Annotated in this window: 19 protein-coding genes; 5 read left to right on the top strand and 14 right to left on the bottom strand. The window is 44.5% G+C overall.

Annotation, left to right across the window (positions count from 1 at the left end):
• Window positions 1-458 (bottom strand): hypothetical protein (locus tag ACPEPR_RS07060; protein WP_423562211.1); only part of this gene is annotated, 458 nt, incomplete at its 3' end.
• A 74-nt stretch (window positions 459-532) separates the two neighbouring features.
• Entirely contained in the window at window positions 533-1,042 is a 510-nt protein-coding gene (locus ACPEPR_RS07055; protein ID WP_423562210.1) for a DUF5677 domain-containing protein, read from the bottom strand.
• 324 nt (window positions 1,043-1,366) lie between these two features.
• Here ACPEPR_RS07055 and ACPEPR_RS07050 point away from each other — a divergent pair, with 324 nt between their 5' ends.
• Together ACPEPR_RS07050 and ACPEPR_RS07045 are read left to right on the top strand one after the other, a co-directional pair.
• Window positions 1,367-2,338: an MBL fold metallo-hydrolase gene (locus ACPEPR_RS07050; RefSeq protein WP_317306319.1), complete on the top strand. Its 972-nt coding sequence runs from the start codon at window positions 1,367-1,369 to the stop codon at window positions 2,336-2,338.
• A gap of 449 nt (window positions 2,339-2,787) precedes the next feature.
• Window positions 2,788-3,975 (top strand): ammonium transporter, encoded by a 1,188-nt coding sequence (locus ACPEPR_RS07045; protein ID WP_423562209.1) that lies wholly within the window; start codon window positions 2,788-2,790, stop codon window positions 3,973-3,975.
• Window positions 3,976-4,048: 73 nt separating this feature from the next.
• Here ACPEPR_RS07045 and ACPEPR_RS07040 read toward each other — a convergent pair whose 3' ends face one another.
• On the bottom strand, window positions 4,049-4,672 hold the full coding sequence (locus ACPEPR_RS07040) for a LysE family translocator (protein ID WP_168395409.1): 624 nt from the start codon (window positions 4,670-4,672) through the stop codon (window positions 4,049-4,051).
• A gap of 235 nt (window positions 4,673-4,907) precedes the next feature.
• On the bottom strand, window positions 4,908-5,114 hold the full coding sequence (locus ACPEPR_RS07035) for an NF038215 family lipoprotein (RefSeq protein WP_104470039.1): 207 nt from the start codon (window positions 5,112-5,114) through the stop codon (window positions 4,908-4,910).
• A 160-nt stretch (window positions 5,115-5,274) separates the two neighbouring features.
• Between ACPEPR_RS07035 and ACPEPR_RS07030 the strand changes: the two genes are divergently transcribed.
• The gene (locus ACPEPR_RS07030) at window positions 5,275-6,135 is read left to right on the top strand and encodes a 1-aminocyclopropane-1-carboxylate deaminase/D-cysteine desulfhydrase (protein ID WP_423562208.1); all 861 of its coding nucleotides are present in this window, start codon (window positions 5,275-5,277) and stop codon (window positions 6,133-6,135) included.
• Between the two features lie 25 nt (window positions 6,136-6,160).
• On the opposite strand, the gene ACPEPR_RS07025 is transcribed toward ACPEPR_RS07030, so the two are convergent.
• From ACPEPR_RS07025 to ACPEPR_RS07015, 3 genes are all read right to left on the bottom strand, one after another.
• Complete coding sequence (locus ACPEPR_RS07025; RefSeq protein WP_045796299.1) at window positions 6,161-6,490, bottom strand: DUF4870 family protein; 330 nt, start codon at window positions 6,488-6,490, stop codon at window positions 6,161-6,163.
• Window positions 6,491-6,754: 264 nt separating this feature from the next.
• A complete protein-coding gene (locus tag ACPEPR_RS07020) occupies window positions 6,755-7,324 on the bottom strand; it encodes a hypothetical protein (protein ID WP_423562206.1) in 570 nt (189 codons plus the stop codon).
• Window positions 7,325-7,334: 10 nt separating this feature from the next.
• Complete coding sequence (locus ACPEPR_RS07015; RefSeq protein ID WP_423562205.1) at window positions 7,335-8,633, bottom strand: YncE family protein; 1,299 nt, start codon at window positions 8,631-8,633, stop codon at window positions 7,335-7,337.
• 330 nt (window positions 8,634-8,963) lie between these two features.
• On the opposite strand from ACPEPR_RS07015, the gene ACPEPR_RS07010 reads away from it, so the two are divergent.
• Complete coding sequence (locus ACPEPR_RS07010) at window positions 8,964-10,166, top strand: NAD(P)/FAD-dependent oxidoreductase (RefSeq protein ID WP_075167132.1); 1,203 nt, start codon at window positions 8,964-8,966, stop codon at window positions 10,164-10,166.
• Window positions 10,167-10,190: 24 nt separating this feature from the next.
• Here ACPEPR_RS07010 and ACPEPR_RS07005 read toward each other — a convergent pair whose 3' ends face one another.
• The 4 genes from ACPEPR_RS07005 to ACPEPR_RS06990 all read right to left on the bottom strand — a co-directional run bounded on the left by ACPEPR_RS07005 (window position 10,191) and on the right by ACPEPR_RS06990 (window position 13,063).
• The gene (locus ACPEPR_RS07005; RefSeq protein WP_005179593.1) at window positions 10,191-10,337 is read right to left on the bottom strand and encodes a hypothetical protein; all 147 of its coding nucleotides are present in this window, start codon (window positions 10,335-10,337) and stop codon (window positions 10,191-10,193) included.
• A 133-nt stretch (window positions 10,338-10,470) separates the two neighbouring features.
• Window positions 10,471-10,662, bottom strand: a complete 192-nt coding sequence (locus ACPEPR_RS07000; RefSeq protein ID WP_104470037.1) for a hypothetical protein — start codon at window positions 10,660-10,662, stop codon at window positions 10,471-10,473.
• Window positions 10,663-10,741: 79 nt separating this feature from the next.
• Window positions 10,742-12,532 (bottom strand): mechanosensitive ion channel, encoded by a 1,791-nt coding sequence (locus ACPEPR_RS06995; protein ID WP_423562204.1) that lies wholly within the window; start codon window positions 12,530-12,532, stop codon window positions 10,742-10,744.
• 198 nt (window positions 12,533-12,730) lie between these two features.
• Window positions 12,731-13,063, bottom strand: a complete 333-nt coding sequence (locus ACPEPR_RS06990) for a hypothetical protein (protein WP_005179600.1) — start codon at window positions 13,061-13,063, stop codon at window positions 12,731-12,733.
• A gap of 442 nt (window positions 13,064-13,505) precedes the next feature.
• Between ACPEPR_RS06990 and ACPEPR_RS06985 the strand changes: the two genes are divergently transcribed.
• A complete protein-coding gene (locus ACPEPR_RS06985) occupies window positions 13,506-13,928 on the top strand; it encodes a hypothetical protein (protein WP_034598216.1) in 423 nt (140 codons plus the stop codon).
• Window positions 13,929-14,022: 94 nt separating this feature from the next.
• Here the strand turns inward: ACPEPR_RS06985 and ACPEPR_RS06980 are convergent, their stop codons facing one another.
• The 3 genes from ACPEPR_RS06980 to ACPEPR_RS06970 all read right to left on the bottom strand — a co-directional run bounded on the left by ACPEPR_RS06980 (window position 14,023) and on the right by ACPEPR_RS06970 (window position 15,525).
• Entirely contained in the window at window positions 14,023-14,298 is a 276-nt protein-coding gene (locus ACPEPR_RS06980) for a hypothetical protein (RefSeq protein ID WP_104505627.1), read from the bottom strand.
• A 3-nt stretch (window positions 14,299-14,301) separates the two neighbouring features.
• Window positions 14,302-14,685 (bottom strand): hypothetical protein, encoded by a 384-nt coding sequence (locus ACPEPR_RS06975; protein ID WP_168408407.1) that lies wholly within the window; start codon window positions 14,683-14,685, stop codon window positions 14,302-14,304.
• Between the two features lie 78 nt (window positions 14,686-14,763).
• Window positions 14,764-15,525 (bottom strand): ferredoxin--NADP reductase, encoded by a 762-nt coding sequence (locus tag ACPEPR_RS06970; protein ID WP_423562203.1) that lies wholly within the window; start codon window positions 15,523-15,525, stop codon window positions 14,764-14,766.
• Window positions 15,526-15,605 lie beyond the last annotated feature (80 nt).

The raw sequence follows: 15,605 nt of genomic DNA, 5'->3' as shown, positions 1-15,605 counted from the left end.
AGTGAATCGGTATAATTCAATTCACTTTCTTTATCTTCTAAATATGCTGTTAAAAAAATTGAAGTAATTTGAGATAAACTAATTGCAGTAAAATGTGCAGGATCAGTCAAACCAGAATTAGACTGACCTACAAGTAACATATCTTCTTTTGATTCCTTCATTGCGTATAAAGAACCCATTTCATAATAGTCAGCATGGATGTTGCGACTTGCTAATTTATAATTATACGACCATTTATCTAAACCAACATATTCACGAAGTTTATCAATTCTTGCTAAGCCTGTATGTTTTCTAGCCCAATGCCAATTTACATCATTGCCAACTAAATTTTCTCGTAATTCAAAATAGAAATTTAACTCTTCATCTGTGAATGTTTCATGACCCATCTCTTCTGCTGTTCTATGATGTTCCTCGACTCCTTCAACTGTTTTTACTAATCCATATTGGCTTTGTTGCACAAATATGTAAGCATCTGATTTAAATAAATTTAATTTTGGATCAAAAAATAATCAAAACTTTTAAAATCATATAGTTATGAAATCTTTGTGCAACAAAGCCATCCATATTTAAGAAAATCAATAGCAGCTTCTCGTCCATGTTTTTGAATAATCAAACACTGAATAACCATTTCATATAAAGTACGCCAACGTGCTAATGCTACATCTGGATATCCTCCTTCTAATAGACAAATAATTTCACCGCTTATACGACATGCTTGAGCATGCTGACGCATAAATACTCCAATTAATTCATCATTATGATATTTTGCGTTTTTCAAAAATTGTTTTTGGAAATTAATTCCTGCTTCTAAACAAATTTCTCTCAAAGCATGTAATTTAATAAAGCCTTTAGACCACTTCTCCCTGTTTCTTTTTATAAAAGCATCATTGCTAGCAATTATATTTTTATAATTATCTTCGTCTTTTAGCGCAAAATTTTCAATCAAATCAGATACTGCTACATCAATTAATTTATCCAAATTTATTTCTTCATTATTTTTTATAAATCTATTTCTTAATTGATCCAAATAATCTTCAAACATTTCTAATTATCCCTTAAACATAATTTTTATGTCCTTTAATTTTAATAATGTAACTTCATCTTTGATATTTTTCCAAGAAATTTGATTACATGACTTGCGACATGGATGTCGCCCGTTCGTTAGGGGCACACGGACGTGCCCTCTAACGAACAAAGGGGTTTTATTACTTTTGCCCCGACAAAAGTAAGGCGAAAAGCTATAACCCTCATCCCAACCTTCTCCCTGAGTCATCTATGGCGCAAGAGAAGAAGCTTTCAACTAGTTGTAAATTTCACCAATAAATATGATAAAAAGATGTATCACTTTAAAACTTATAAGAACTCTATGAAAACTTTAAAACCAATCCTTCTCGCTCTAACCCTAAGCACCACAACTATCACCACAGTCCAAGCCGTTGAACCAACCATCCCCCAACAAAAACAGGTCGCGGGCTATTATCAGCATCAGTTTGGGCCTTATCAGATTACCGCCCTGCTCGATGGCACCAACTATCTCAACCGCTCACAATTTAAAGGTGCGGCAGATCAGGAAGTTAGCGAGATTCTGCAAAAATACTATGCCGATCAAGCCAAAGGCATCCAGACCTCCGTCAATGCTTTTCTGGTGAATACCGGCAGCCAGCTTTATCTGGTTGATAGCGGTGCAGCCAGCTGTTTTGGCGATCACTTAGGTTCAATCTATAACAATTTAAAAGCCTCAGGCCATCAGCCTGAACAAGTGAATGGCGTTTTCCTGACACATTTACACCCTGACCATGTCTGTGGCATCTCAAATAATGGTGTAGCCAATTATCCAAATGCGACCTTGCATATTGCCAAAACTGAATATGATTTCTGGCTCAACCCCAATACTGTAAAAAAACTGCCTAAAGATAAACAGGCTGGCTTTTTGGGTACGGTGGAAAAAATCAAAGCGGCTTTAGCACCTTATGAAAAAGCGAAAAATATTAAAGTCTTTTCAGACAAATCTTTAGCATTTGGTGATATTCAATTTAAGCCATCATTCGGGCATACACCGGGACATTACAGTTTTAAATTAAAGCATGAGCAGCAGGAACTGGTGTTTATTGGCGATATTGTGCATTCGCATACCATTCAGTTTGATAAACCTGAAACCGCCATTGAATTCGATATTGACCCGAAAGCAGCAGTCGAAACTCGCTTAAAGCATTTTGCTGAATATGCCAAAGACGGTCAGACTATTGCGGCCGCGCATTTACCGTTCCCGGGCATCGGCCATATTTATTCAAAAGATGGTAAAAGCTATCAATGGATTCCAGTACATTTTACCGATTAACTCAGTTCTCTTGAGCTAAGTCACTTTTATAAACAGAACCCCGCTAATGGGGTTCTTTTGTTTTAAACCCAGTACTCTTTTGCCATTTTTTTCGTTTTTTCTGTTCCTACACGCAACCACATTAGCCCTCGCAGCAATTTTCGCCTTAATTTTTAAAATTTTCTAAACAGTCCAGCCTGTTTCAAAATGCACCGTAAACATACAAACTGCTGCACATCTTTGTATCAATCAATTTAAATCCTTCAAAAATAGCCCAAAATATTGAGTTTTACAGCGTTTAAAAAAGACTTGATTTGGTGCAAAAAACCGCACTGTGCTTTATATCGAGTCTTATTCATTTCACGAAATTCTTCATCAAAATTTCCGCAGTCTGCCCCTCTTTTACAATCTATTCGCCTCGATATACTGAGTTTCTTTTCCTGATCCCGTGCACTCAATTGGAACGCACAATGCCAAATATCGACTTATTATTTCTCCTTCTTGGTGCAGTGCTGGTACTGGCCATGCATGCCGGATTTGCATTTTTAGAGCTCGGCACCGTTCAGCATAAAAATCAGGTCAATGCCCTAAGCAAGATTCTCACGGACTTTGCCATTTCTGCGGTGGCCTATTTTCTGGTGGGCTATTATATTGCCTATGGCCAGCATTTTTTCCATAGCTCGACCACTCTGGCGGCCGATCATGGCTATAACCTGATGCGCTGTTTTTTCCTGCTGACCTTTGCAGCGGCGATTCCGGCCATTATTTCTGGTGGGATTGCCGAACGTGCCAAAATGCGTTCGCAGGCCTTGGCGACCTTATTTCTGGTGGTGCTGATTTATCCATTGTTTGAAGGGATGATCTGGAATGGCAACTTTGGTCTGCAACGCTGGCTGGCACACAGCTTTGGTGCCAGTTTCCATGATTTTGCCGGTTCGGTGGTGGTGCATGCCATGGGGGGCTGGATTGCACTGGCCGCGGTGATTCTGCTGGGCGCGCGTTATGGTCGCTATAAAAAAGATGGTCGTATCAGTGCGCATCCGCCTTCGTCGATTCCTTTTCTGGCTTTGGGTTCCTGGATTTTAATTGTCGGCTGGTTTGGCTTTAATGTGATGAGTGCCCAGCGTCTGGATGCCATTTCCGGACTGGTGGCAATCAATTCTTTAATGGCGATGGTCGGGGGCACAATAGCCGCTAAAATTGCGGGCAAAGATGACCCGGGCTTTTTACATAATGGTCCACTTGCCGGTCTAGTGGCCATCTGCGCCGGCTCCGATGTGGTACATCCACTCGGTGCCTTTGTGATTGGCGGCATCGCCGGGATTATGTTTGTCAAACTCTTCACCTATACCCAGAATAAACTCAAGATTGATGATGTGCTTGGTGTCTGGCCATTGCATGGCGTATGTGGTGCTTTTGGTGGGCTGGCAGTTGGCATCTTTGGGCAGCAATGGCTCGGTGGTATGGGGGGCGTATCCCTGATCTCCCAGCTGTTCGGCACAGCGCTGGCAATTCTGATTGCACTGGCCGGCGGTTTCCTGATTTATGGCGTGCTAAAACTGCTGATGGGCATCCGTTTAAGTCAGGAAGAAGAATTTAATGGCGCAGATTTATCCATTCACCGGATTTCCGCCAATTCTGAAGAAAATATATTCTAAGATAAAAAAGCCTCCGACAAAACGGAGGTTTTTTTGAGATATGTTGATCAACGATCAACACAATTTAAGCCATCTATTTCATACCAAAAATCAGCTTTAGACCCAGCACCGTCATCACCACACCGGCCGCACGATCAAACACTTTTTTAAACTTTAAATAGACTGCGCGCGGTTTTTCCGCCGATAGTGCCACCGCCAGCAAGGAACACCAGCCGGCATCAATAAAGAAACACAGAATAGGCAGGACAAAATAAAAATACAGCGGAATCTCTTTGGGTAATAGCGCGGTAAAAATACTGGCCAGCACAATAGCAATTTTAGGATTCGACAATTGGGTAATCAGACCGGTCATAAAAGCACGGTGTAAGGACATTTGCGTGCCGGCAGCATGATCGGCCTGAATCGGGTCTTTGGCATGTTTAATAATTTTAAATGCCAGCCACAGCAAGTATAAACCGCCACAAATTTTTAAGGCCAGATAAGCCGATGGCACAGCCAGTAAAAAGGCCTGTAAGCCCAGCACCGCAAGCAAACCAAAGATGGCTGCGCCCAAACCGGTGCCCAGCGCGGTAAACAGACCATGCTGACGTGAAATCGCAATCGAGTTTTTCGCCACATAAATTGATGTTGGCCCCGGACTCATGGCCCCCAACATCAATGCCAGCGCAATTGATCCCAAAATAAAAACGGATTCCACAGTCCTATCCAATACAATGATCTGCCGGCATTTTACAAGCAAGTGCTTTGAATATCTTCCTATTTTTTACCAGTTGTTTTGATTTTCACGATATTTTTCACTACAAATATTTGCATTGACCTTATAAAATTCACTCCGTATTTTAATCAATCCGCTGAAATTTGCTTGCCATAAAAAAGCACCCAGATACCAGCATGGCCTGAGCGCTTTTCAAGATCATCAATTAAATACAATATTAATAAATCTGTGATGGATCGGTCTGTTCTGGCCTCACACTCGATTCTTGTTTGGGCAGCAGATAATCCTGATCATGCACCGGCACACCACCAATAATCATGCTGCGTGTTTCTTCCGTTTTGGGCTGGTTTAAATCTCTGGTCGGGTCACAAGCCGCCAGTAAAGCACCCTGGATTAAAATAAGCAGGAAGATGATTCTTTTCATCATTATTCTCCCTTTCTGCAAGGTCTATATGTTTATTTTTTACACAGTTACTATTTTTATGCAAGCCCGATCCGGCTTTTATCGTGAGAGATTATTTAAATGTCTTTACTGACCGCGCCCCGTTTTCAGTTAGAATTGTCAAAAACGTTCCGTTCTGTCTATGTTTGATTCTATTGCCCAGCAGGTGCCTTATCAGCACATTGAATATCGCCACCAGCGCATCAGCATCAAGCGGCTGGATCTGATTCATCCGCAGATTTCGGGCAACAAGTTTTTTAAACTGAAATACAACCTGCTGGCCGCCCGGCAACAGGGGTTTGAAAAAGTACTGACCTTTGGCGGAGCCTATTCCAATCATATTGCTGCAACCGCTTTTGCCGCACACCAGTTTGGTTTTCAGAGTCTAGGCATGATTCGCGGTGAAGAACTGGCGCAGCGTCCTCTAAACCCAACCTTGGCTACGGCGCAGCAATTTGGCATGCAGCTGGAGTTTATCTCCCGCAATGCCTATCGCCAGAAAGATCAGCCCGATTTTTTGCAGCACCTGCAACAGCAATATCCCGATTTTTATCTGATTCCGGAAGGTGGCACCAATGCGCTGGCGGTTCAAGGCTGTCGGGAAATTCTGACAGCGGAAGATGCGCAATTCGATCTAATCTGCTGTGCCGTCGGTACGGGTGGCACGTTTGCCGGGTTGATTGAGGCCAGCCAGCAACATCAGCAATTGCTGGGATTTTCGGCCTTAAAAGGTGATTTTTTAACTCATGAGGTCGCGCAGCTCACGACCAAACGCAACTGGCGTATTCTGGATAATTATTGCTGTGGCGGTTATGCCAAAACCACACCCGAATTAATCCAGTTTATTCAGACGTTTGAGCAGCGTTATAACATTCCGCTGGAGCAGGCTTATACCGGCAAAATGCTGCGCGGCATCTTTGATCTGATTGACCAAGATAAAATTGGGCCGGACCAGAAAATTTTACTGATCCATACTGGCGGGCTACAGGGACGTGCGTTTTAAAGCATCAACTTCAAGTCCAGTCTATTTATGACACTGGCTGGTTACTGTTCAGTGCCATCAGGCCTTTCACCAAACGGTAGATATGCCAGATAAAGGCCAGCAACAGCACGATAAAACCAATCAGAATGGTGGTCAGAACCGCACCGACCAGATAGGCAATCAGCGTCACCCAAAAAGTTTTGATTTGCCAGTTCACATGACTTTCCAGCCAGGTGCCACGCATTTCTGCACGTTTTAAATAATTCATGATAATGGCAATAATTGGCGTAACACCGACAAAAAAGCCGGCGATATACAGAATATAGGTGATCAGGTTGTATTGTTTGAGCTGATCCAGCCCCGCGGTTTGATTCATTGATTTTTTCCTTTTTTATAAAGTCCGATACCAGATGTAGATGCCTAGCCGACATTTCTGTTTATTGTTAAGCAAATCAAAGTGTAACTGCGTCAAGTTGAAGCTCGACACCTTAATATAAACAGATCATAAAAAAAGTCTGATGAAAGTTTTGTTGATGATCTGTATGTGCTGTGAAATTCAAAGTTCATCTGTTGTGACGTCCTCAATCGGGCTTCCATCCAGCGGATACAGTTTCAACTGGATGGAAGAAAAAATCAGAACTTAAGGCTGCTTGGTTTCTGGCAATGGATTGGCCGCAAAATAACGCTCCAGATGATTCACATTTGAATCCGGACGTGGTCGGCGCATATTTTCTGCGACCCCGTTATAGAGCTCAGCCCGTGGCGTTAAGTGGAATTTATTCAGCTCTGGGTCCATATACGGCAAGCGTTGTTTACGCTGTAAATATTGATGCAATTGCTGATTAATTTCCTGTAAACCGTAGCCCCCTTTGGCCCAGGCGCTGTCGTGGCTGCCCCAGTGATGGCCGAACTCATGGCCCACAATGCCAATACTGGTATTGAAATAATGCGCATAGAACAGCCAGGTATAGACTCCCAACACATTTCGTCCGCCTAAACCGCCGCCCACGGTGGTCACCCCGAGCGTCACTTTGCCACGGTTCATAATCTCATCATAATGTTTTTGATACTCCGCTGCGGTAAAGTAACCGCCATCTCCGACCACTTGGCCCTTGTTGCCAAAGAAGTCATGCCCCATGACCGCTTTATGGTTAAACCAGATGTGTTTAAACTCAGGGCTATTCACCAGATAGGCAAAATTGGTAATCATAATCACCCATTCACGCGCATAGGCTGGAGTAATTTTGCCCCAGATGCTGTAAATTTGCCGATAAAATATTATCCATATAAAAATGGCGCAGGTTTGCATTGGTCAGGGTTTCCCAGCTTTCCCCATCTTGCAGCACATAACTGCGGCTTTGGGCCTGCTGCTGCTTGAGTGCCGTGACTGTGGCAGCAGTATTGGAGTGGAACTGCTGCAATCGCTTAAGCGGCATCATGACAATTTTGCCGTTAAACAGGCTGAATAAATGTTCCTGACTAACCTGAATATCTAAGGCACCGGCCAGTTGCTGATCGGTACTCGCCCCTGCCGTACGATATTTATAAGAACTTTCTTCTGCGGCTGGAAAAATATTCTGTAGATTTTGCGTATTTGGTAAAGCTGAACTGTCGATCCGGCCTGAAGTATGGGCTGCATAAAAACGCTGGTCATCCGCGGCATGAAATACCCGTGTTCCCACATTTTCCTGTCGTGTCGCCGCCACGTTTGTTGCGCCTTCTTCAAGATGAGTCAGGCCATATACATAGCTCATGCCATTATTAAAACTGGCATACAGCAAATTACAGACAGCTTCCAAACGCGCACTACAGTTATAACCACAGTTCGGCAAGGACAAACGTGCATATTTTTTGGCTTTTAAATGATTGGTGCTACTGATCTCACTTTGCTTCCAGACATTAATCCGGCTATGCGTATCTGTGGCAAATACATATTGATCATTCGCTGCCACCGACATGGGATGCACCACCACGGTATTGTGCTGATCACCCGACCAACTGCCGGTTCCCAACGACATCAGAAATTGTGGTTCGCCTGAGCCTAAATCAAAGACATCGACCCGGTTAGACGAATAAGAAGCCGCATATAAGCGGTCGTTATGTACACTTAAATCAAACAACCGATTCCACGGCCGACCAATGCCGGAAATATTCTGGGCATGGATCGAACTCAAGACTCGCTTGGCTTTCAGGTCATAACGCAAAATGCTTGCCTCGGCGCTGTCATTGGCCACATACAAAATATCCTGATGCACCACCATCGCTTTCGGATTCCAGCTGTCCAGACCAAAAGTCTGGGCACTAAATTCGGTGGCCAGATCTGCAAAGCGAACGTCATTGATCAAGCTGGCAGTGACAGGCGTGGTATCAGGTGTTGAACCAGGTGAAGTTGGCGTCACAGGAGCCGGTGCAGATGGATTTGAAGATGCTGCCGTATTGCTGTCACTGCCACCGCCGCCACCGCAGCCAGTGAGAGCCATACTCAAAATTACCGCCAGGCTTAATAATGTTTTATTCATTGTGTTCCCCAAGAGACAAAGTCATGACATAAAAAATATGTCTAAAAATTGCTATTTATTCTGAACAACAATGCCCCTTTAATAAATACCAAACTATTGATTTAAAACAACTTTAAAATAAAACCAGATCAAATAAACACGACTTTGCCGCGTAAAAAATCACCTTGAAACAGTAAAATGTGGCCTTGCTAACGATGATTTGGTTTATTGATAGACCATTCCTGCTTTATAGGAAAAGTAAATATTCTGCGCACATTTCAATCTGGAAAATGCGGCATCATCAAACGATAAAGTCTATAATAGTCCGCTTTCATTTTCTCTCGGTGCAACATGGCAACAGCAAATCAATACGATGTTCTAGTTTTGGGTGCCGGTGCGTCTGGTTTAATGACCGCCTATATGGCTGCCCAGCGCGGACGCAAAGTATTGGTGCTGGAAAAAGCCAATAAAGTTGGCAAGAAAATCCTGATGTCGGGCGGTGGTAAATGCAATTTCACCAACCTCTATGTCGAGCCAAGCAACTATATTTCACATAATCCGCATTTTGTGATTTCCGCGCTCAGCCGCTATACCAATTGGGATTTTATCGGGCTGGTCTGCGAATATGGCATTGACTATGAAGAACGTAAACATGGGCAGCTGTTTACCTTAAATGGCGCCAAAGACATTCTGAATATGCTGCTGGCCGAGTGTGACAAAACCGGTCTGGTCGAGATTAAAACCAGCTGTGAAGTCAAAGCCATGACCGCCATAGATGATTTGGGTTTTCAGGTCGCAACCACTTTAGGTTATTTTCAGGCAGAATCTGTGGTCGTCGCCAGTGGCGGCCTGTCCATTCCGACGCTGGGAGGGTCCGGAATCGGTTATGAAATTGCCAAGCAGTTTGGCCATCATGTCTATCCGACCCGTGCCGGCTTGGTGCCGTTTACCTTTTCCGACAGTTTTAAAGAAGTCACCACCCGCCTCAGTGGTAATGCTGTAGAAGCGACACTTTCCAATGCGCTAAACAGCTTTACCGAAGCCTTGCTGTTTACTCACCGCGGTTTAAGCGGACCAAGTTCGCTGCAGCTGTCCAATTACTGGGATGTCGGCCAAAGTTTTCATATCGACTTCCTGCCGGCCGTGGATTTAGCCGAGTTTTTTAAAGCCAAAAAATCCAGCCAGCCGAAAGTGCTGTTACGTACCTTACTGGCCGAACATTTACCGAAAAGTGTGGTGGCAGAGCTGCAACAGCTGATCTGGCCGGAACAGGCGGAAAGCGCCATCGGACAGCTGAGTGATGAAAAACTGGAGCAGATTGCAGCGCGCCTGCACAGCTTTGAAGTCAAACCGTCAGGGACCGAAGGCTACCGTACCGCAGAGGTGACTTTAGGTGGCGTCGATACCACTGAAGTTTCTTCCAAAACCATGGAAAGTAAAAAGCAGAAAGGCTTGTATTTTGTCGGTGAGGTGCTGGATGTGACGGGCCATTTAGGTGGTTATAACTTCCAGTGGGCCTGGGCGTCAGCGCATGCCGCCGCCCAATATGTCTGATGGTTTATAAAACTGGTGGATGAATTATTCCAGATAATCTGTGCGCAATAAGCACAGATGATTCTGGCGTTGTACACGTAAAATAGTCTGCTGCATTTTCACCACGGCGCACTGAACATGCTTTGGTAGTACTGCCGGCTGTTCTGATTGTTTTAAGCTAATTTTTAACATAAGGTCTTCCCCAAATAGACTTTCGTCGATTTTATTCCCTGAATATTTCATACAGATTAAATATAAGCATCTAAAATATATGAAATATTTATTCCTTTTTTATGAAGCTTTACTATAACAAAAAATTGTTCATTTATACAACATCATCGACTTTGGTCGCAGCTTGCCCGGTATCGCCCGAATCATCAGCGCTCTGGCCGGGTTGGTTTTGATTTTGGTTTTGAGTTTTGGCAAAAATAAATTTATAGGCGCTGGCCAAAAAGCCAAGGGTAATCCCTGCAATCACTACGGGTGCAAAAAGATTGGAAGGCGCTTTCTTTTTCATCATTCTGCTTCTCCAGTTTTCAACAAAAAACGAGGTCGATCAACACTCAGTTTGATCGACCTTGTAGATAGATGACAGGTTATTTCGGGTCATCTTTTTGTGGTTGATGTGTATCGACATCCGGTTCTTTTTCACCAGTTGAACCAAACGGATTATTGCTGGCCGGATGCGCCGGATCCACCTTCAGCGTATCAGGTGTAACCTGATCTGCACCGGATGCTTCATCTTCCTGCGGTGCAGTGGTCAGCGTTGCCGGTGTGGTATTCGACAAATCCGTGGTCATTGGGGCATTTGTCCCTTGTGACGGGTCCTGTTTGTTCATTGGATTTACTCCTGGGGTCGTAAAGCCACTATTGGCCGCACTGTCCTGCTCCTGTTTCAACGGATTCGGCTGCTTGGCTTCGCGTTTGGCTTTATCAATCAGATCGGTTAAAACACGTTCTGCCGGTTGACGGCCACCCAGACCAAAGGCCAGAGCAAAGGCCACCGCAACTGCACCCAAGGTTAAACCGAAGGCCAGGTTCACAATAGAATCGGCAATGCCCATGGCACGTAAGCCCATTGCTACGACCAGACCCATAATCAGTACGCGTACCAGCGTCGCTAACCAGCGTGAACTGTTGTATTCACCACGCTCGACCACTTTGGCCACCACATTCGCCAGCCAGAAACCGACCACCAGAATGACCGCACCCAGCAGGATATTGGCACCGAAGTAAATGAACATGGAAATCAGACCACTCACCTGCTCGAAACCAAGACGGTTAGCCGCTTCAGACACAGCAAACAGCATGGTAAAGAACACGATCAGACAACCAACCATGGTCGATACTTTGGTGGTACCGAGGAAACGTTGTACGCCCAGTTTGGCCGGAATTTCATCGACACCCGTACCTGAAATAATTTCAACCACCAGATTGGCCACGAAACGTGACACCACATAGGCAATGATCAGAATTAAACCGGCGGCAATAATATGCGGAATTGCATACATGATTTCATGCAGCATAGCGGTTGCCGGCTGAGAAATCGCCTCAATACCCAAGGCTTCAAATGCAATGATTAATGCAGTAATGATGATCAGGGCAAAAACAAAAGAACCGACCAGCTTCGGCAAGTTAGAGTTCTTGAACAGGCCAATTTTTTGCGCCTGCTGTTGCAGATTCAGACTGCCAATTAAACCTTCGACAATACCACGGACAATTTTAGCCAGAATATAACCGACAAAAATAATCACGCCGGCAATAAAGATATTCGGCAGATAAGAAATGGCTTCAGTCACCATGTTTTGTACTGGATACAACAGGCCGTTTAAGCCCAGAATCGACAGCACAATTGGCAAGAACAGTAACAGGATTAACCAGTACACAATATCACTGATATTGCGGCTAATCGGGCTAACCCCGACATCGGCACTGAGCTTTTCATCCAGCTGGGTACGATTCAGTACGCGCTGCAGGCCCATTTTGACCAGCGTTGCGACAATCCAGGCAATAAAACCGACCGCAATGGCTGCCAACAACTGGGGAATAAAGACCAGGAAGCTTTGAATCATATTGCTAAACGGCCCACTGACACTGGTCAGATTCAGCACATTCAGCGCCGCGATAATCGCGATAATCATGATGATCCAGAAGGCAACTCTGGACAGAATACTTTCTACATTGGGACGGTGCCCGGTGGCATGCGACAGCTTCTGGTTGGTGCCCAGCTTTTCTAAGCCTTTTTTAATGGCTGCACCGACAATTAATGCAATAATCCAACCAATAATAAGTATGGCAATCGCCGATAAAATGGGATGAAACTGTTCCCAGTAGTACATGGCATCGAAGCCTGCACCTCTCGGGTTTCCATCAAAATAATCATTCATATGTCTTGCCCTCTTGTTATGACTTTCTACATTCGTTGTTCATGGCAAAAGATGCGCATCTTGATCATGGTAAAAATGAAAGGTTTAAGTACTTTGTGTTTTTAAGTACCGTGTTTTTATGAAGTACCAAGCGTGTAAAAATGCACGGCTATCGCAAAAAACCCTGAACTGATGGTCAGGGTTTAGCAATCTTCAGACTTATTGAGCAGTGGCCGTAGCGGTATCGCCATCAGTGGCAGTGGCTGAATCACCATCTACAGCGGTGCCAATATCGCCATCCACACCTGTGGTCGCCACACCTTCTTCAGCCATTGCAGGCGTACTGTTATTGGGTGTAGCCTGTTCTACATTGGCATTCGGATGCCCAGGTGGTGCCTCACTCGGTTTAGGATCACGATCCGCAAACATATACACCACCAGTGCCAGCAGAAAAACACCCACAGCAATCAAGATAAAAACTGGCATACGTTTTTTCTTTTGTACTTCTTCTGCGCTTGTGACATGAGGTGGCTTGTTAAAATCATGGCTCATGTTTCCCTCACTTCTTTTCTATTCGCTTGTCGAATTTTTATACTAACAAGAAGCATTGTTGTGTTGTGTGACAAAGCATTGTGAGATGGTGAAAAATGTAATTACAAAAAATGAAGTTTTTTACTGCTTTCATTTTATTCAAAATTTTGACGTAAACTGGATTTAGCAGCTGACAGGACTTGTATACTTTTTAGTCGCAATAAGCAGATGAATAACTGATGCAAAATTAGAAGAATAAGCACATGAAAAGGAATATAGAATCGCCTAGATGAGAGAAAAAATTCAGCAGCCTGAGCATTCTCCAGTGCTGATCAGCCCCTCCTTGCTTGATACAGCAAAATGCCAGGTAACAATTTGCTTCAGCTCGCCCACCACAAGCGCTGCCTTAACGCATACAAATGCGCTATAATATGTCACTCTTTTTTTCATGCTCCAGAATTTTATGGCGTATCGTCAACAAAGTGTAACGCTTGATCTTGACACTGACGTCACACATCAATGTGCTTTGCACTACACGCGTGATCAGCATTTAATCGGGATTATTGAGTTCAGTAAACCGAGCTTTCTTCTGAAATGGGGTGATCTGGAATATTTCCGCCGTCGTACTGAAGAGTTTTCAGTGATGCCGTTTCCAGACTGCATTAATGCCATGGTGATTGATGTGCGTAATGTCGCGGCCTGGCTCGATAATGAAGTGCCGATTATTCCATGGCGCTTACTGGAAGAAGAATGTCCAGTGCGTCTGGTGGTCCCTGCAGACCGTGTCGAACACTATGCCGGCTTTTTTGAACCGACCTGGCTGACTACTGATACAGAAACAGCGATTCAGGAAATCCGTCATTTTATGGATATGTTTGTGCATTAAGCATATTCAAGTGGTGCTGACACTTCATCAAAAAAACCTCATCTGAATCATACAGATGAGGTTTTTTAATAGAATATACGTTTCATTTAATCCGCTAGCGAATGGTAAAAATACACTGCTGCTTAAAACTGGATTTGGGTAGCCAGATCAGCTGTTTATAGCGCACCTGATCTATTCCAAAACTTTGCATTTTCTGGCGTGTATAGCGCCAGCCAATACAATCTTGATAGCGCGCATATTCAGGCGCTTGCCCTGCTGTAGTCGATGCCTGCTGGACCTGAATTTTCTGGAAAAACGCGGTTTCTCTGGCGCGCATCGGGCCAATATACTGCTGATAGGCCTGCTCCATGTCTGCATCATCAAACTGCATTGGTTACATGGCGCCGCCATGCCAGCCCAGCTGACTGCGCCAGTTCAGATATTTGACCTTTCCGGCCGGAAACACATAATTGGCGCAGGAGGAAAAACAGTATTGCCCGACTTCTACATTCAGTTGATGCGCATAGACCTGATCACCCAAATCCATTCCCAGACCAATTTCACCCCCTTGACTGGTGATTTTCAGGGTCTGTACTTGCGGGAACTGCTTTAACAAGGCAGCTGCACGGGTATTGGCATCTGGGCTGAGCGGGCCAGCATAGATCAGCACATCTTCATGTACCATCACTTCTGTTTCCGTGCCTGTAGTATTCGCCTGTAGCGTAGTTGCCGCCACCAGCGCGACGCTGGCCATAAGCATGGATTGGAACACTTGCATCACATCCTCACAGAACAAGAGAGCAATAAACCGGGCTGAAAATAGCAAATCATCAAAGTAAGCCTGTAGAATTCAAGCTTACCAGTAATTCTCTACTGCAATATTGCCTTCTCCACGGCGATTCATGCTCAGGCCACGCGCTTTTAGGGCTTCTTTGGTATCTTCCACCATTTGCGGGTTACCACATAGCATCACATGACTGCTGTCCGGATTAAAAGACAGGCCCACAGCTTTTTCCAGCTCGCCATTGGCGATTAACACCGGCAGACGGTCATGCAAAGGTGCGTTCGGATCACGGGTAATAATTGGCACAAATTTAAAACCTGTATGTCCTTCGCCAAAAGTCGCTGCAATTTCTTCAATCCGCTCGACATAGGCCAGTTCCGCTGCAGTCCGGACACTATAGACCAGATGGATATGCTGGTATTTATTCCAGGTGTCAAAATCTTGCAGCATCGACAGGAATGGCGCCAGTCCGGTGCCGGTACCCAAAAGCCATAAGTCTTGTGGCAAAGGCAACTGATAGCGCGCCAAGGTTAAAAAGCCATAGGGGACTTTTTCCAGATACAGCTCATCGCCAACCTGTAGATGTTGCAGATTGGAGGTAAAGGCCCCATCGGGTACGACAATTGAAAAGAATTCCAGGTTTTCATCAAAAGGTGAGGACACCACTGAATAGGCCCGCACCACCAGTTCATCGCCGACTTTAAGGCCAATACGCGCAAATTGCCCGGCAGTAAATTTAAAGTGGGCTGGACGCGTCATGGTAAAGCTGAACAAAGTATCGGTCCAGCGATGTACAGATAACACCGTTTCTAGGCTAAATTTTTCAATTGACATAATTTGTACGTGGCATGAAAGACTGCGCTCATGGTAGCATGGCAGCATAATTTATTAATATTTTTTAAATGTTAAGGCTA

This window comes from Acinetobacter sp. AND/436 (genome assembly GCF_049546925.1).
Classification (GTDB): domain Bacteria; phylum Pseudomonadota; class Gammaproteobacteria; order Pseudomonadales; family Moraxellaceae; genus Acinetobacter; species Acinetobacter indicus.
This window is presented reverse-complemented; position numbering and strand designations above follow the sequence as displayed.